This is a genomic window from Ruegeria sp. HKCCD7559 (assembly GCF_013110575.1).
GTDB lineage: Bacteria > Pseudomonadota > Alphaproteobacteria > Rhodobacterales > Rhodobacteraceae > Ruegeria.
The window spans coordinates 100,664-118,143 of record NZ_WVQU01000004.1 but is presented as its reverse complement, the minus strand read 5'-3'; the positions used below and the strand labels follow the sequence as shown (position 1 = coordinate 118,143).

The following is a 17,480-nucleotide window of genomic DNA, read 5'->3' as shown; positions in this document are numbered from 1 at the left end:
CCTTTCGGATCAGCGGGGACGATGGATATGAGCGCTTTGGACGATGCCGAACGCGGCCATCAGCACCAGCATGGCCGATCCGCCATAGCTGACCATTGGCAGTGGGACGCCCACAACCGGTGCCATGCCCATCACCATCGACATGTTGACGGCAAAGAACAAGAAGAAGTTCAGCGCGATGCCCAGAGTAACCAGTGACGAGAATCGATCCTTGGTGGCCAGTGCGGTCGCCATGCAGAACACAAGGATCAGGGCATAGAGAATCAAGAGCGTGATGCCACCGACGAATCCGAATTCCTCTGCGAGGGTGGTGAAGATGAAATCGGTGTGTTTCTCGGGCAGGAAGTTCAGCCGGGATTGCGTACCCTGCATGAAACCGCGCCCGTTCCAGCCCCCGGAACCAAGGGCGATCTTGGATTGCGTGATGTGATACCCGGCACCCAAAGGATCGGTAGAGGGGTCAAGAAACGTGTCGATCCGGCGGAACTGATAATCCTTGAGCAACTGCCATTCGGTCCCGCGACTGTTGAACACGGCGGCGATCAGGCCCACGACGGCGGCAATGACGGCTGCAAAGTAGGCCCAGTGGACACCCGCAAGAAACATCAGCCCGCCACCGGCAGCCAACAGCAGGATCGACGTGCCGAGATCCGGCTGTTTCAGAACCAGCAGGGTTGGCAGGACAATCAGGGCCACGGGAACAAAGACCCACAGAGGGCGGGAGGTCTTGTGCGATGGCAGCCAGTCGTAATACGCCGCCAGAACCATGACCAGGGCCACCTTCATGACTTCTGAGGGTTGCAGGCGCATGAACCCAAGGTCGATCCAACGCTGCGCGCCCATGCCGATGGTGCCGAACAACTCCACGAATACCAGCAACGCGACCGACCCGAGATAGGCCAGCACGGACATGTTGCGCCAGAACCAGATCGGAACCAAAGCAATGATGAACATCGCGATCAGGCCAAGCCCGAACCGCTCCATCTGTGGTTCCGCCCAGGGTGTCCACGACCCGCCTGCAACCGAATACAGCATCAGGAACCCTGCGCTGGCCGTGCTGATCAGCAACAGGGTCAGCGGCCAATTCATGTACAGGAATTTCCGAAACCCCGACGGCGTGGATTTCACGGCATATTCAAGATAGCTCATGCGCGGTCCTTTCCGTCGGGACGCGCTTTGGGGCGACGGTCGCCCTCGAGCCGTTTTTGCTGTTCCTTGATCCGCTCGCGGTCGGCAACCGGATATGCCTCAAGCGGCGGGGTACCGTTGTAGAGCGCCTGAAGCATGATATCGCGGGCGACCGGTGCCGCCGCCTTGGACCCGCCGCCGCCATGTTCAACGACCACGGCAACCGCGTATTTCGGATTGTCATAGGGCGCGAAGCAGACGAACAAGGCGTGGTCGCGACGCTCCCATGGCAGGTCTTCGTTGCGGATCACGCCGGCGGCACGTTCGGCCTTGGTGATGTTGCGGACCTGGCTGGTGCCGGTTTTGCCGGCCATGCGGAACTCGTCTGCGATGATGCGGCTGCGATAGGCCGTCCCACGCCGATCGTTCGAGACCGAGTACATGGCCTTGCGCACCTGTTCCAGATTGTAGGCGTTGATGTCCAGCGGTTCCCCTGCGCCCGAGGGCTGTTCGACACCGTCGATCGAACGTACAAGGCGCGGTGTCACCGATCGGCCGGTGGCGATACGAGCCGTCATGACGGCCAGTTGAAGCGGTGATGCCAGCATGAACCCTTGCCCGATGGACGCGTTGGCCGTGTCGCCCACCAGCCAATCCTGACCGTGTGTCCGCTGCTTCCATTCCTGATTGGGGGCAAGTCCAGCGGCGACCGCCGACATCGGAATATCGTGTTTGACGCCCAGGCCCAAAGTACGAGCCATTTCGGATATCTTGTCGATCCCGACCCGCAAAGCCACGTCGTAGTAATAGACGTCGCAGCTGCGTTTCAGCGACAGGTTCAGATCGACCGTGCCATGCCCGCCGCGCTTCCAGCAGTGGAACCTGCGGCTGCCGACCTTAAGGTGCCCGGGGCAATACACTGTGTTTCCAGGGCCTATCACGCCGGCCTCCAGCGCGGCCAATGCAGTGACCATCTTGAACGTCGACCCCGGAGGATAAGTGCCTTGTACGGACTTGTTGGCCAGAGGGCGATACTTGTCCCCCGTCAATGCCCGATAATCCGCGACCGAGATACCGCGCACAAACAGATTTGGATCAAAACTGGGTGTAGAGCTGACAGCGCGCAGGTCCCCGGTTTCGCAATCCAGAACAATTGCCGCCGCGCTTTCTCCTGCCAGCCGCGCTTGCGCATATTGTTGCAGGTCGGCATCGATCGCCAATTGCAAGTCCGCACCCGGCTGACCTTCCTGCCGGTCCAGCTCGCGCATGACCCGCCCTGTGGCATTGACTTCGACACGCTTTGCACCGGCTTTGCCACGCAGGGCTGTTTCCTGCTTGGCTTCCAACCCGACCTTGCCAATCTGAAACCTGGGAATTCGCAAAACCGGCTCGGGGTCTTCGAGCTTGCTGAGATCGTAGTCGCTGACCGGGCCGACATAGCCGACGATATGGGCGAAATCCTCATAGCGTGGGTATTGCCGTGTCAGGCCCACTTCGGGCGTCACACCCGGAAGGGCCGGGGCATTGACTGCGACTTTCGAGATGTCTTCCCAAGTGACCTGATCCGCCAGAGTGACCGGCAGGAACGGGGCTGATCGGCGCATTTCAGTCCGGGCGCGTTCGATCTCATCATCGTTCAGCGGGATGAGTTCCGACAATTTGGCAATCACCTTGTCGACGTCACCTGCGTCTTCACGCACGATGACGATGCGATAGGATGGTGAGTTCTGACCGATGATTTGACCATTGCGGTCATAGATACGTCCACGGGTTGGCGGGATGAGTCGAATGTTGATGCGGTTTTCTTCGGCCAGCAGGCGGTATTCGTCGGCCTGATCCACCTGCATGAAACGCATCCGTGCGGCCAGCCCGCCGATAAAAGCCGCCTGCAAACCGCCCAGCAGCAGCGCCCGGCGTGGCAGGCGTTTATAGGCAAGGCCCTGCGACTTGGGTTTGCGTTGTTTCATGCTCCGCCCCCTACGGCTCCGGCATCCGCAGCAGACAGGCGGTGGACGCCAAATACGCTTTGGCTCAACAGCACGATGAACGGGTAGAAGGCGATTGTCAGCACAAGTTGCATAACGACTGGCCACAAAGCGGCCTGCTGCACAGACAAGATCGACAAAACGACTCTGTTCGTCAAAAAGACCATGGCAATCACCACACCGACAGACATCCATTCTCCGACAAACCCAGTGTCCTTCATACCCGGAGCGGCAGAGCGCAGATAGGCTGTGCCAAACACCACCAGCGCAGCCAGAAGGCCGGGCGGGCGTTGCAGCAACAGATCCGCCATCAGCATGACAAACGCGACCAACAGGGTGGGCACATAATCGGGGCGCCGCAATACCCAGGCAAAGGTCAGCGCAACCAATACATCAGGAAAAGGCCAGCGATCCGGTTGCGCATCGAGCGGCAGCAAGTGCATGAACAGCACGACAAAGGCCAGCGCAACGTAAAGGCCGCGCATGGCCCAGTTGTATGAGGCGGGCCTATCCATCGCTTACCTCATCCGGTACCAGCGCAGTTTCGGGCCGAGTTGGCCCGACGATCCCACCCGGATCCTGAATTGGCGGGGGCGAATGGAAGCGCAGAACACGAAGAAACTCGAGCCGTTCAAAATCCGCTGAAAGGCGAACGCGCAGACGGCCGCCCGGATCCGCGGCGATCTGGCCGATCAAAAGGCCTGCCGGAAAAACGCCTCCGTCGCCGGATGTGATCACCCGATCACCGGGGCGGACCAGCTCTCGGTTTTCCAGGAACTCGACCACTGGGGCCGGAGTATTGTCTCCTTTGATCAACGCGGTCTGGCCAGAAGGCTGAATCGTTGCCGGAATGGCACTGGTGGCATCCGTCACCAGGATCACCCGAGCCGTATCTGGTCCGACGCCGGAAATTCGGCCAACCAGCCCGATTCCATCCATCGTGGCCCAGCCATCAACGATCCCGTCGCGTTCCCCCACATTCAACAGGATGGACTGCCGAAAGGGTGATCCGCTGTCGGCCATCACAACACCCGTGATGTATGTCAGGCGCGGGTCGAGGCGGACATTGTTCAGATCCAACAGCCGCGCATTTTCCTGTTCCAATTGCAGTGCGGCCTCTTTCCAGGCACGCATCAGGCGCAGTTCGCTGCGCAGCTCGCGGTTCTGCTCGCTCAGACGCTGGTAGCTTTGGAAATCGCGCACAAGGTTCACAGCGGCGGTCACGGGCACCATGGCCCAATCCATCGACGGTACGACCGCGTCCACCACCTGCGCGCGGAACCGCTCGACGCGCGGGCTGTCGATCCGCCAAACCAGAAAGATACCCAGCAAGCACAGGATGACGATCCCCAACAACAAGCGGCGCAGAGGGGTCGTGTAGTCATCGCGCTGTGATCGGTCTTTTGCCACAGGTTACCTTCCCGTGCTGCTCGTGCCGAATTCAGACTGCCCCTAAAAGGTGCGCGCCTCAGCTTTCGTAGTCAATCGCGTGGCGCAGCTGTTTTTCGTATTCTAGCGCCTTGCCGGTGCCCAAAGCCACACAATTCAGGCTTTCGTCCGCGATGGACACGGCCAGGCCGGTCTGTTCGCGCAGGGCCAGATCCAGATCACCCAGCAATGCACCACCGCCTGTCAGCATGACGCCCCGATCCACGATATCGGCGGCGAGATCGGGCGGAGTGGTCTCCAGCGCGGTCATCACCGCTTCGCAGATCTGCTGGACGGGTTCCGACAGCGCCTCGGCGACCTGGGCCTGGCTGATCTCGATTTCCTTTGGTACGCCGTTCAACAGGTCACGACCCCGGATATGCATCGACTGGCCGCGGCCATCATCAGGCATCCGCGCCGTGCCGATCGTCGTCTTGATGCGTTCCGCAGTGGATTCACCGACCAGCAGGTTCTGCTGACGGCGCAGGTACGAGATGATGGCTTCGTCCATGCGGTCGCCACCTACGCGGACCGAGCGGGCATAGACGATGTCGCCCAGCGACAGAACGGCCACTTCGGTCGTACCACCGCCGATGTCGACGACCATGTTGCCGGTCGGGTCGGTGATCGGCATGCCCGCGCCGATGGCGGCGGCGATCGGTTCCGCGATCAGGCCGGCGCGGCGGGCACCAGCGGACAGAACCGACTGACGGATTGCGCGTTTTTCGACTGGGGTCGCACCGTGAGGTACGCAGACGATGATCTTGGGTTTCGAAAAGGTCGAACGTTTGTGCACCTTGCGAATGAAGTGCTTGATCATTTCCTCGGCGGTGTCGAAGTCGGCGATCACGCCTTCACGCATGGGGCGGATGGCTTCGATCGAACCGGGCGTCCGGCCCAGCATCAGCTTGGCATCTTCGCCGACGGCCAGAACTTTCTTCACGCCGTCCTTGACGTGATAGGCTACGACCGAAGGCTCAGACAGGATGACACCGCGCCCCTTGACGTAAACCAGCGTGTTCGCCGTTCCAAGGTCGATGGCCATGTCCGCTGTGAACAGGCCGCCCAGATTGCCAAAGATCCCCATGTTTCCCCTGATCCTGTATGTCGGTTTTTCTACTGCCCGCGACTCGACGGTTCCGGGACGGATGACTTATAGGGTGCCATCACGCCCGGTAAAAGGGCTGATTCCGCGACAATCAGCACCTTTCCGCCTTATTGAATGGGACTTTAGAAGGCAAAATGCTCTCTTATCAACATATTTACCACGCCGGGAATCTGGCTGATGTCCAAAAGCACGCATTGCTGGCCTGGGTGCTGAATTATTTGACGCAGAAGGACAAGCCGCTCAGCTATGTCGAAACGCATTCCGGGCGGGGGCTGTACCAGTTGGACGCGGACGAATCCATGAGGACGGGCGAGGCGGCGGCGGGAATCGAGCGCGCGAAACGAGAAGGGTGGTTCGGCCCCGGACATCCGATGGCGCGGGTTCTGGAAAACGCACGGGCCCGGCACGGCGACGCGGCCTATCCGGGATCGCCGATGATTGCAGCACATCTGTTGAGGGATCAAGACAGTCTGCATTTTGCCGAGCTGCACCCCCAAGAACATGCCGCGCTGTCTTTGGCTATGTCGCCGTTCGGGGCGAAGGTGTATCGGCAGGACGGGTTTGAACTGGTGCAATCCCTGCTGCCTCCGACGCCGCGTCGGGGGCTATTGCTGATTGACCCAAGCTATGAGGTGAAGACCGACTACGATCGACTGCCGGCAGCGATTGCCAAACTGCACCGGAAATGGAATGTCGGGGTGATCGCGCTGTGGTACCCGGTTCTGACGGACAAACGCCACGCCCGGATGATCGCGACGCTAAAAGCGCAAAACTTCCCCAAGGCCATTTGCCATGAGGTGACATTCCCACCGGTGCGCGAGGGGCATCGGATGGTGGGGTCAGGGATGTTCATTCTGAACGCACCATTCGGCATCGAGGAAGAGACGACACGCCTGTCGCAGCTATTTGCAGGTCTCTGAGGCCAGCCAAAGAAATGCAACCGATACTCCCGCCCTGTTTACCTGCATCAGAGATGCCGTCAAACATGTTGGGCCCGGCAGCGCGCCGCAGGCGCGCTGCCGGGCCCAAAGCTGCAAGGGTGCTCGGCGCAGCCGGGCACCCGCAGGTACGGGAGCCCCTCACCGCGCCAATTATGATCAGGTCAGGTCTTTGTAGCTGATTTCGCGGGCATCCGCGCCCGGGCCGGTCTTTTCCCGGCGCACGATCAGGCGGTTCAGCGCGTGGATATAGGCTTTGGCCGAAGCCACGACAGTATCCGTGTTCGCCGACTGACCCGTGGCGATCATGCCATCTTCTTCCAGCCTGACCGAAACCGTGGCCTGCGCATCGGTGCCTTCGGTCACCGCATGAACCTGATACAGCTGCAAACGGGCCGTGTTGGGGTAAATCGCACGGATCGCCTTGAAGGTTGCGTCTACCGGCCCGTCACCGTGTTCAGTTGCGATGACGTCCTTGCCGTCGACTTCCAGCTCGACAGTCGATTCCGCCTGGCCGCCGGTGCCGCAGGTGACTTTCATCGACACCAATTGCAGATAGTCGTCCGCCTCATCCAAGGTCATCAGCGCAATGAGATCGTCGTCGAACACTTCTTTCTTGCGATCCGCCAGATCCTTGAACCGCACGAAGATGTCTTTGAGTTGATTGTCGCCAACTTCAAAGCCCAGCGTTTCAAGTTTGTCGCGCAGGGCCGCGCGGCCCGAGTGCTTGCCCAGAGGCAGGGATGTGCCCGACAAGCCGATATCCTCGGGGCGCATGATCTCGAAATTGTCGCGGTTCTTGAGCATTCCGTCCTGATGGATGCCGCTTTCGTGGGCAAATGCGTTCTTGCCGACAATCGCCTTGTTGAACTGCACGTTGAAGCCCGAAACCGTGGCGACCCGGCGCGAGATATGCATGATCTTGGTCGTGTCGATCCCGGTGTGGAAGGGCATGATGTCATTGCGCGTGCGCATCGCCATCACGACCTCTTCCAGCGCAGTGTTACCGGCGCGTTCGCCCAGGCCGTTGATGGTGCATTCGATCTGGCGTGCGCCACCGATGACGGCCGCCAGCGAGTTCGCTGTCGCCATGCCAAGGTCGTTATGACAATGGGTAGCAAAGATCACCTCATCTGCGCCCGGAACCGTTTCGATCAGGCGTTTGATCAGGTCAGCGGATTCCAGAGGCGCAGTATATCCCACGGTGTCGGGGATATTGATGGTGGTTGCCCCGGCCTTGATCGCGATTTCGATGACGCGGCACAGGTAATCCCATTCGGTCCGGGTTGCATCCATCGGCGACCACTGCACGTTTTCGCACAGGTTGCGCGCGTGGCTGACCGTTTCGTGGATTTTGTCAGCCATCTCGTCCTGTGTCAGGTTCGGAATGGCGCGGTGCAGTGGAGAGGTGCCGATGAAGGTGTGAATGCGGTTCTGTTCCGCGTGTTTGACCGCCTCCCAGCAGCGATCGATATCGGCGAAATTGGCGCGGGCCAGACCGCAGATGCGGCTGTTTTTGGATCGTTGTGCGATCTCGGTTACCGCTTTGAAGTCACCTTCGGATGCGATCGGAAAACCGGCTTCGATGATGTCGACGCCCATGTCATCCAACAGTTCGGCAATCTCGAGCTTTTCGTCATGGGTCATGGTCGCGCCGGGGCTCTGCTCGCCGTCGCGCAAAGTGGTATCGAAGATCAAGACGCGGTCTTGGTCGGTCACGTTGGTCATGGGAATCTCTTTCTTGTCTGTCCTAAAGCCTGTTGGCGCGCTGGCGTCCTCCTCTGAGCGGGCGCGCCGGATGGCACGCTCAGAGGCGGATTAGGATCAGTAGGCCACGCAGAACCGCGCCGCGAGGGGCGGCTTTGGCAAAAGGGATATCTGCGCAGTTGATCATGGGTCTGAGGTTATACAGACGCCGCCGGGAATGAAAAGAACCAATTTTCGACAAGTTGCGGTGCAGGGGGTTGGAAATTCCCGTCCCTTGATTGATCCGTCCATGCCGCTAGCTGGTCACAGATGGATACTGCTTTGATCATTGGTGCGTCCGGCGGGATTGGTGCGGCCGTACGCGAGCAATTGGAGGCACAGGGCGTTGCGGTGACGTGCCTCTCGCGCTCTGTCGAGGGGTTCGATCTGATGGAGCCAGATCAAGCGAGCCGGATGCTTGATCGCTTATCGGGCCCGTTCGATCTTGTTCTTGTCGCTTCCGGGGCGCTGGAAATTTCAGGCAATGCGCCCGAAAAGACCATTCGATCTGTTTCGGCAAGGGCAATGATGGACCAGTTTGCTCTGAATGCCGTAGGTCCGGCGTTGGTGCTAAGCCGGGCCCATCAGTTGTTGCCGCGACAGCGGCGTTCGGTATTTGCTGTATTGTCCGCGCGGGTCGGGTCCATTGGCGACAATCGGATGGGCGGCTGGATCAGCTACCGCGCGGCCAAGGCCGCGGTCAATCAAATCGTCCATACTTCGGCAATTGAATTGGCCCGGACCCATAAACAGGCGATATGTGTTGCGCTGCATCCCGGCACGGTCAAGACAGAGTTTACTCGGAAATATCTGGGACGGCACCCTGCCGTTGAACCCGGTGAAGCCGCGCGCAACCTGATGTCCGTGATCGGCGGGTTGCGCCCGGCGGATACCGGTGGGTTCTTTGACTGGGCCGGAAAACCTGTTCCTTGGTGAGCGATCATTCGCCAGACGGATCTGGTTGTGCCGCCTCTGAATCCGGGTCTGTCTGCTGTGCCGGAGCGTCTGCGCCGCCCTGCTGGTCCGGGGTTTGATTTGGCAAAACACCGTTTTCCCAGATACCAGTTTCTTCTTGTCCGTTGGCATAGCGCATGGTTCCGCTGCCCTGCCTCTTGTTGTCGACAAAGTTGCCCTCATAGACGTCGCCGTTCGAATAGGTCGCTATGCCTTCACCGTTGATTTTGCCTTCGGACCAGTCGCCGACATACTTGAACCCGGCAGGGGTCACGATTTCTCCTTTGCCGTGACGCTTTCCGTTCACGAAGTCCCCGGTGTAGACCGTGCCGTCAGAGTAGGTCGCCTTGCCTTTTCCCTGACGGACCCCGTTGACCCAGTCTCCGTCATAGATCGAACCGTCCGCGCGGGTCATCACACCCTTGCCGTGGCTTTGTGCGTTTTTGAACTGACCCTTATAGATCATGCCGGTGGCATAGGTCGCCGTACCCTGGCCTTCGATGACGCCGGCGATCCACTCACCCTCGTAAGTGGAGCCGTCGGGATAGGTGATGCGGCCGTTTCCTTCCGCCAGATCGGCCACGAAATCGCCCACATAGACCGAACCGTCGGGATAGGTCAGCTCACCCAGGCCTTCTATCTGACCCTGGTTCCAGTCGCCGGTGTACACAAAACCATCGGTTCCGGTGAACGTACCTGTGCCATGGCGGCGATCATCGACAAAATCGCCCTCGTAGACGTCCCCTGACGCGTGAGTTACTTTGCCTTTGCCCTGACGGCGCCCCTGCACCAGCTCGCCTTCATAAACATCGCCATTGGCATAGGTCAGGCGACCTGTCCCGGTGATCTGGTCCTGCGTCCATTCGCCTTCGTATACCATTCCGTCAGGCATTGTCTGGGTGCCCGTGCCATCGCGCAAGCCGGCGTTGACATCGCCTTCGTAAACGCTGCCATCGGCATAGGTGATCGTGGCCTTGCCTTGCCGCTGACCGTCCACCCAGTCGCCATCGTAGACGTATCCGTCGGGAAAGGTCAGTTTGCCCTTGCCGTGCCGTTGTGCGTTCCTGAACTCACCTTCATAGCGCGAGCCATTGGCAAATTCAGCGATGCCCGTGCCGTTAATGGATCCGTTGGACCATTCACCGTCATAGCTGCTGCCATTGGCGTAAACGATCTTGCCGCGCCCGTCCGGCTGACCTTTGACGAACGCGCCTTCATAAACCGATCCATCCGGGTACTTGGTGACGCCTTGGCCCTGAATTTCGCCTTCCACCCACTGGCCGGTGTATTCGAACCCGTTGGGCAGCCGATACGTACCCGTCCCGTGGCGCAGGCCATTCTCATAAGTGCCCTCGTAGACGCCGCCCACTTCGTCATCCTTGACGATAATCGTGCCGTCCTGCGCAACAGCGGTCGCAGCTGCCAGGCTCATGGCCACAGCCCCAATTGAGTTTCGGATCACGTTCATTTTGGTCCTGCCTGCCGGATCATCGTTGGTTGCATCCCTGGGCGCAAAACTAGGACACCGTCGAGGGCAGGGCAACGGGTTTTGCCGCATTGGCCTTTTACTCGCGCGGTGATCTGCTAAATGGCAGTAGGACTGACGAGGCAAGAGGGCAGCATGGCCGACCGTTTCCGCATCACTCTGGCGCAACTGAACCCGACCGTAGGGGATATCGACGGCAACGCGGCCAAGGTCGTTGCCGCGTGGGAACAGGGCAAGGTGGCGGGCGCCGATCTGGTGGCGTTCCCCGAGATGTTCATCACCGGATACAACACGCAGGATCTGGTGCTGAAGCCGGTGTTTCATCGCGCGGCCATGGATGCGGTCGAGTCTCTGGCCGGAAAATGCGCCGATGGGCCCGCGATTGCCCTGGGTGGTCCGTGGGTCGATGATGGCAAGTTGTACAATGCCTATCTGATCCTGAAGGGGGGGCGGATCACCAGCAAGGTTCTGAAGCACCACTTGCCGAATGAGACTGTTTTCGACGAAGTGCGCCTGTATGATGCGGGTCCTCTGGGCGGTCCGTATTCGGTTGGCAACTTCCGGATCGGCAGCCCCATCTGCGAGGATAGCTGGCACACTGACGTCGCCGAAACGCTTGAGGAAACCGGGGCCGAGTTTCTGCTGATCCCCAATGGGTCGCCCTATTTTCGGAACAAATACGATGTACGTCTGAACCATATGGTCGCGCGCGTGGTCGAAACGGGCCTGCCGCTGATCTACCTGAACATGGTCGGCGGGCAGGACGATCAGGTCTTTGACGGCGCCAGCTTCGGTCTCAACCCGGGCGGAGAGCTGGCCTTCCGGATGCCGGTATTCGACGAAGTGGTTGCGCAGGTGGATCTTGAGCGTGGCGACGATGGCTGGCGCATTGTGCCGACAGAAATCGTGCCCCAGCCGGATGTGTGGGAGCAGGATTATCGCGCGATGGTGCAGTCCCTGCGGGACTATATGGGCAAGACCGGTTTCAAAAAAGCAGTTCTGGGACTGTCCGGAGGGATCGATTCCGCGTTGGTGGCGACCATCGCGGTGGATGCCATCGGGGCCGACAATGTTCGCTGCGTGATGTTGCCGTCGGAATATACCAGCCAAGCGTCATTGGACGATGCCGAGGCCGTCGCCAAGGCGCTGGGTGTGCACTATGACCATGTGCCGATTTCGGAAAGCCGGGCTGCCGTCACCAACACGCTCGCTCCGCTGTTTGCGGGGTTGGACGAAGGCTTGACCGAGGAGAACATTCAGTCGCGCCTGCGCGGGCTTTTGCTGATGGCGATCTCGAACAAATTCGGCGAAATGCTGTTGACCACCGGCAACAAGTCCGAGGTCGCGGTGGGCTATGCCACGATCTATGGCGATATGAATGGCGGCTACAACCCGATCAAGGATCTGTACAAAACCCGCGTGTTCGAAACCTGCCGCTGGCGCAACGCCAATCATCGAGACTGGATGATGGGGCCTGACGGAGAGGTCATTCGCCCGTCCGTCATCGACAAACCCCCCAGCGCCGAACTGCGCGAAGATCAGAAGGACAGTGACAGTCTGCCGGACTATCCCATACTGGACGCGATACTTGACATTCTGGTCGATCAGGATGGCTCCATCGCGGATTGCGTCGCCGCCGGATTTGACGAGGCGGACGCGCGAAAGGTCGAGCACCTGATCTATATCAGCGAGTACAAACGGTTCCAGTCCGCTCCGGGCACACGCTTGAGCAAGCGGGCATTCTGGCTGGACCGGCGGTACCCGATCGTAAATCGCTGGCGTGATCGTCACTGAAATCGAAGCCAAACCCGTCAGATCGGAGACAGTGAAGTTTCCGCGCTGCGCATTGTCCCCTGATCGAGGGGCAAAGCCCGTGCAACGGGGCGAAAAAGGCCATCTCTGGCTTGCTTGGGTGACATTTTTCTGACACATTTTTGCTTGGAAGTTGCCCAATGTGGGGCGGATGCGACGCATTGTTGTTGATGGCGACGGCCAGCCGTGGTGATCGCGGCGTATCCGGGGTTGGATGTCTGAGTAAATGGTTTGGTGTTAAAATGTACGAGAATGTTGAAAGATCGCTTCATGCGCCTTTGAAATGGCGCACAATGGAATCTTTGCCGCAAGATTTGGATGAAGAAAAGCTGGATGCAGCAATTGCCGATCTGTTGAATGAGCAGCGGCAGTCGGAAGATCAGAAAGCGGCCATGTTGCGGCCAGAGTTTCCGCAATTGCTTCCACAGGAAGACGTATCCGCGCAAGCGGCGCTGAAGGAAAACCGGTTGTCCGCGATCTTGCGCCAGAAATGGGCGGAACTGTCCGGCGCAGCGTAACCTTTGGCCCCGCGCTTTTAACCTCAGGCGTCTGGGTCACAGAAGCCGAAAATCGTATGTTGCGGTGGCAGTTTGTATTGCCCATGCTTTGTCTTTTGGTCTCCATAGCGGTCCAAGTGACAGAGTAAGGCTTATTGATGACCGCGCCCAAACCGACTCCTGTAGAACCTGATCTTGCCCTGCCCAAAACCGTGGATGTCGTGGTCATCGGTGGCGGAATCATCGGCGTTTCAACCGCATTGGAACTGGCAGAGCGGGGCGCTTCGGTTCTTTTGTGCGAAAAAGGGCAGATTGCAGCCGAACAAAGTTCTCGCAATTGGGGTTGGGTCCGTCTTGGGATGCGGGACCCCAGAGAGATACCCCTGATGCAGGAATCGTCGCGCATCTGGCAGACGCTCGATGACCGGCTGGACCGCAAGACAGGTTACACCCGATCCGGTATCCTTTTTGGCGCATCCGGCAAGCGGGATGCCGGCAACATGGAACGTTGGCTGCACCATGTCGAAGGATTGCAGACCGGCGCGCGGATGGTTTCGGGCGGTGAGTTGGCAGACCTTTTGCACGGCAACCAATCGGGCTTTGAAACCGCTTTGTACATGCCGCAGGACGGTCGTGCCGAACCTCAATGGACAGCCCCCGCCATTGCCGAAGCTGCGCGGGCTCGGGGCGCGGTGATCATGACGAATTGCGCCGTGCGCAGTTTGGACATTCAGGCTGGACGTATCGCCGGTGTTTTCACCGAGCGCGGCAAAGTTGCCAGCGGCCGCGTCGTTCTGGCCGGGGGTGCGTGGTCGCGCCTGTTTGCAGGAAATGCTGGGATCGAGCTGCCGCAGTTGAAGGTTCTGAATACGGTCCTGCGCACATCCCCTATCGCAGAGGGGCCCGAGGCGGCATTGTGGTCGGATGACTTTGCGATCCGAAAACGGGCAGATGGCGGGTACACTATTGCGTCCGGTCATGAGAATACCGTGGACATCGTGCCGGACAGTTTTCGATTGGCGATTCAGTTCCTGCCGGCTTTTGTGCAGGAGTGGAAATCTCTGCGCTTTCGCCTGTCCAAACGCTGGACGATCGAAGCACAACAGAACCGAAGATGGCTGCCAACCGATGTGACACCATTCGAACAGTGCCGGATCTTGGACCCTGAGCCGTCTCAAAAAACGTTGCGACGCGCCTGGGCCAGTGCATGCAAGGGATACCCCGCTGTGCAAACAGGCGAGATCGTACAAAGCTGGGCAGGTATGATCGATGTGACGCCAGATGCCATTCCCGTCATCTCGGGCGTGGATGATCTGCCGGGAATGTACATTGCCACGGGGTTTTCGGGCCATGGTTTCGGAATCGGGCCCGGGGCGGGGCGGCTGATGGCCGATCTGGTTGCCGAAACAACGCCTTGCGTGGACCCGGCCGCCTTTCGCTTGTCGCGGTTTAGTGACGGTTCAAAAGTGCGGCCAGATCCGGGGTACTGAACGCTCAGCCCATCATCTGGTAGCTGACCGGGACAAAGCGAAAGCCTTCTCCACGGGTCTCAACATACCCGGCGCCGGGGAATGGCATGTGATAGCCGACCATAGGTACCTTGTCGGCAGCCAGCATGCCAAGAACATCGCGGCGTGCGGCAGTGGCTGCGGCCTTGTCCATGTCAAACCGGACTTCCCATTCGGGATGGGCGAAAGACCAGACATAGTGGTTGGCCAAATCCGCCGTCAGCACCAGACGTTGCCCGTTACTTTCCAGATGGTAGACCGTGTGGCCCGGTGTGTGGCCATAAGCGGCCACTGCGGTAATGCCCGAGGCAACCTCGCCCCCGTCTTCGACAAAGGTCATTTTCTCGGCCAGCGGTGTGACTTTTTCAGCGACCAGATCGCCCACGCGATTGCCTGCGTCCTGCGCAGCCCAGAAATCATACTCCGGAGACGCCGTCACGTAGCGCGCATTGGCGAAGGTGGGCGCGCCTTCGGTGGTCATGCCACCGATATGGTCAGGGTGCATATGCGTAATCACGACCACATCGATCTGATCCGGGGTCACACCCGCATCTGCCAGCGCGGCCTGTATGCCACCTTGCCCCAGACCGGTATCAAACAGAACCAGCTCTGATCCTGTGTTGACCAGTGAGGGGGTAAAGAAAAACTGTGCGACGTCTGCCGGAATGAAGTTTTCAGCCGAAACCTTGGCAAATTCATCGTCCGTCGCTCCGCCCCCAAAAATCTCTTTGGCTCCGTCGCGTGGAAAGCTGCCATCCAGCAGGGTCGTGACCGTGAAGTCGCCAATATGAAATGACCTTGCGATGGTCGAGTTTGCTTTGGTTTCCGGGCTGGCGGCCAGAACCGGTGCGGCCGCAGCTGCAAACGGCAAGGCAGCGGCACTTCCCAAAGCGGCGCGGCGTGTAAGTTTTATTGTCATCTTCGTTCTCCCTGTCAGGACATCAATGTTGCAGTTAGGGCGTCGAGAGTTTCTTGCCAGTTTATACGCCATTCAGATGGGGTGCATGGATGAATAATACGTGTTAATTTTTGTTCATGGCGCGATCAGACAATAAGACAGTTCCGACAGATCAAAGCGTCGAGAATTTCCTGAAAACGGTTCAACCGGCGCGCCGTGCTGAAGACGCGCACCAGCTTGACAAGTTGTTTCGCGCCACCACCGGGTTTAAACCGGTCATGTGGGGCCCGTCGATCGTCGGGTATGGCCGCTACCATTATCGCTACAAAACGGGTCGTGAAGGGGACTTTCTGGCAACCGGTTTTTCGCCGCGCAAATCAGCTTTGGTGATTTACATCATGCCGGGTTACGCAGATTTTGCGGATCTCATGGCCAGATTGGGAAAGCACAAGCTGAGCAAGTCCTGTCTTTACGTCAACAAACTGGCGGATATCGACACGGGCGTTTTGCGCGAACTCATTCGCGCCGGACTGGACGACCTCGACAGGGTGTGGCCGGTGAAACCTTTCTGAATCACCTGATGGATCAAGCGGCGGCTGGACAAAAACGCCCCCATGTGACAAGAGCCGCGCCAACAGGAGACACCCATGACAACCACCCGTTTCGCCCCGTCGCCCACCGGCTACATCCATGTGGGCAACCTGCGCACCGCCCTGATGAACTATCTGATTGCCCGCAAGGCAGGCGGTACGTTCATCCTGCGCATCGATGATACCGACCCAGAGCGGTCGAAAGAAGAATATGTCGATGCCATCAAGCAGGACCTGGAATGGCTGGGTTTGCATTGGGACCGGGTCGAGCGTCAGTCGGACCGTCTGGACCGCTATGCCGAAGCGGCCGACAAGCTGCGCGCGATGGGTCGTTTGTACGAAGCGTTCGAAACGCCGACCGAGCTGGATCTGAAACGCAAGAAGCAACTGAACATGGGCAAGCCGCCGGTCTATGACCGCGCTGCGCTGAACCTGTCCGAGGCCGAGAAAGAGAAGCTGCGCGCCGAACGTGGCAACGGCGTCTGGCGCTTCAAGCTGGATCATGAACGTATCGAATGGAATGACGGCATTCTTGGCGACATCTCGATTGATGCGGCTTCGGTTTCCGATCCGGTTCTGATCCGTGGCGATGGCCAGGTTCTCTATACGATTGCGTCGGTTGTGGATGATACTGAAATGGGCGTGACGGATGTCGTACGGGGTTCGGACCATGTGACCAACACGGCGACGCAGATCCAGATCATCGAGGCGCTGGGCGGGCGTTGTCCGCGTTTTGCCCACCATTCTCTGCTGACTGGTCCGCAGGGTGAGGCATTGTCGAAACGGCTAGGCACGCTGGCCTTGCGCGATCTTCGCGAACAGGGTGTGCAACCGATGGCATTGCTGAGCCTTATGGCGCGTCTGGGCTCGTCTGATCCGGTTGAGCTGCGCTCGGAAATGGCCGAGCTGATCGAAGGGTTCGATGTAAACCGGTTTGGCGCCGCGCCGACCAAGTTCGATGTACAGGACCTGTTTCCGCTGACCGCCAGGCATTTGCAATCGCTGCCGCTGTCCGATGTGGCCAGTGCCGTTGCGGATGCAGGTGTTCCAGATGAATTGGCAGAACCTTTCTGGGCCATGGCCCGTGAAAACATCACCAACCTGGCCGATCTCAAGGGCTGGTGGGAACTGTGCCGTGACGGGGCCGATCCCCTGATCGCCGATGAAGATCGGGAATTCATTACCCAGGCGATGGCTTTGCTGCCCGAAGGCCCGTTCGATGGTGACACGTGGGGCACCTGGACCAAAGCCGTGAAAGAGGCAACCGGTCGCAAGGGCAAAGGCCTGTTCATGCCACTGCGCAAAGCGTTGACCGGCATGGAGCGCGGCCCGGAAATGGCTGCGCTGATGCCGTTGCTACAGGTGATCCGCGCGCGCGGCTAACGTGGTGGCACACCAATTT

Annotated in this window: 15 protein-coding genes; 7 read left to right on the top strand and 8 right to left on the bottom strand. The window is 59.3% G+C overall.

What is annotated here, in order from left to right:
• Nucleotides 1-9: 9 nt before the first annotated feature.
• The 5 genes from rodA to GS605_RS12840 are packed head-to-tail and all read right to left on the bottom strand — an operon-like array spanning nt 10 to nt 5,628.
• Nucleotides 10-1,149, bottom strand: coding sequence for a rod shape-determining protein RodA (gene rodA / locus GS605_RS12860; protein ID WP_171634836.1), 1,140 nt, complete (start codon nt 1,147-1,149; stop codon nt 10-12).
• Nucleotides 1,146-3,095, bottom strand: a complete 1,950-nt coding sequence (gene mrdA / locus GS605_RS12855) for a penicillin-binding protein 2 (protein ID WP_171331337.1) — start codon at nt 3,093-3,095, stop codon at nt 1,146-1,148. The genes rodA and mrdA overlap by 4 nt, the downstream gene beginning before the upstream one ends.
• Complete coding sequence (locus tag GS605_RS12850; protein ID WP_171724243.1) at nt 3,092-3,628, bottom strand: rod shape-determining protein MreD; 537 nt, start codon at nt 3,626-3,628, stop codon at nt 3,092-3,094. The genes mrdA and GS605_RS12850 overlap by 4 nt, the downstream gene beginning before the upstream one ends.
• Nucleotides 3,621-4,523, bottom strand: coding sequence for a rod shape-determining protein MreC (gene mreC, locus GS605_RS12845; RefSeq protein ID WP_171724242.1), 903 nt, complete (start codon nt 4,521-4,523; stop codon nt 3,621-3,623). The genes GS605_RS12850 and mreC overlap by 8 nt, the downstream gene beginning before the upstream one ends.
• A 58-nt stretch (nt 4,524-4,581) precedes the next feature.
• Nucleotides 4,582-5,628, bottom strand: coding sequence for a rod shape-determining protein (locus tag GS605_RS12840; RefSeq protein ID WP_039523195.1), 1,047 nt, complete (start codon nt 5,626-5,628; stop codon nt 4,582-4,584).
• A 155-nt stretch (nt 5,629-5,783) separates the two neighbouring features.
• Between GS605_RS12840 and GS605_RS12835 the strand changes: the two genes are divergently transcribed.
• Nucleotides 5,784-6,569, top strand: coding sequence for a 23S rRNA (adenine(2030)-N(6))-methyltransferase RlmJ (locus GS605_RS12835; protein WP_171724241.1), 786 nt, complete (start codon nt 5,784-5,786; stop codon nt 6,567-6,569).
• A gap of 177 nt (nt 6,570-6,746) precedes the next feature.
• Here the strand turns inward: GS605_RS12835 and GS605_RS12830 are convergent, their stop codons facing one another.
• The gene (locus tag GS605_RS12830; RefSeq protein ID WP_171634829.1) at nt 6,747-8,315 is read right to left on the bottom strand and encodes a 2-isopropylmalate synthase; all 1,569 of its coding nucleotides are present in this window, start codon (nt 8,313-8,315) and stop codon (nt 6,747-6,749) included.
• A gap of 288 nt (nt 8,316-8,603) precedes the next feature.
• On the opposite strand from GS605_RS12830, the gene GS605_RS12825 reads away from it, so the two are divergent.
• Complete coding sequence (locus GS605_RS12825; protein WP_171634821.1) at nt 8,604-9,269, top strand: SDR family NAD(P)-dependent oxidoreductase; 666 nt, start codon at nt 8,604-8,606, stop codon at nt 9,267-9,269.
• Nucleotides 9,270-9,273: 4 nt separating this feature from the next.
• Here the strand turns inward: GS605_RS12825 and GS605_RS12820 are convergent, their stop codons facing one another.
• The gene (locus GS605_RS12820; RefSeq protein ID WP_171724240.1) at nt 9,274-10,755 is read right to left on the bottom strand and encodes a 2-isopropylmalate synthase; all 1,482 of its coding nucleotides are present in this window, start codon (nt 10,753-10,755) and stop codon (nt 9,274-9,276) included.
• 153 nt (nt 10,756-10,908) lie between these two features.
• Between GS605_RS12820 and GS605_RS12815 the strand changes: the two genes are divergently transcribed.
• From GS605_RS12815 to GS605_RS12805, 3 genes are all read left to right on the top strand, one after another.
• On the top strand, nt 10,909-12,567 hold the full coding sequence (locus GS605_RS12815) for an NAD+ synthase (RefSeq protein WP_171724239.1): 1,659 nt from the start codon (nt 10,909-10,911) through the stop codon (nt 12,565-12,567).
• A gap of 311 nt (nt 12,568-12,878) precedes the next feature.
• Nucleotides 12,879-13,103, top strand: a complete 225-nt coding sequence (locus GS605_RS12810; RefSeq protein ID WP_253283304.1) for a hypothetical protein — start codon at nt 12,879-12,881, stop codon at nt 13,101-13,103.
• A gap of 137 nt (nt 13,104-13,240) precedes the next feature.
• Entirely contained in the window at nt 13,241-14,572 is a 1,332-nt protein-coding gene (locus tag GS605_RS12805; RefSeq protein ID WP_171724237.1) for an FAD-binding oxidoreductase, read from the top strand.
• Nucleotides 14,573-14,576: 4 nt separating this feature from the next.
• Here the strand turns inward: GS605_RS12805 and GS605_RS12800 are convergent, their stop codons facing one another.
• Nucleotides 14,577-15,509, bottom strand: coding sequence for an MBL fold metallo-hydrolase (locus GS605_RS12800; RefSeq protein ID WP_171724236.1), 933 nt, complete (start codon nt 15,507-15,509; stop codon nt 14,577-14,579).
• A gap of 116 nt (nt 15,510-15,625) precedes the next feature.
• Here GS605_RS12800 and GS605_RS12795 point away from each other — a divergent pair, with 116 nt between their 5' ends.
• Both GS605_RS12795 and gltX read left to right on the top strand, forming a co-directional pair.
• A complete protein-coding gene (locus GS605_RS12795; RefSeq protein ID WP_171724235.1) occupies nt 15,626-16,060 on the top strand; it encodes a DUF1801 domain-containing protein in 435 nt (144 codons plus the stop codon).
• Between the two features lie 75 nt (nt 16,061-16,135).
• The gene (gene gltX / locus GS605_RS12790) at nt 16,136-17,461 is read left to right on the top strand and encodes a glutamate--tRNA ligase (protein WP_171724234.1); all 1,326 of its coding nucleotides are present in this window, start codon (nt 16,136-16,138) and stop codon (nt 17,459-17,461) included.
• Nucleotides 17,462-17,480 lie beyond the last annotated feature (19 nt).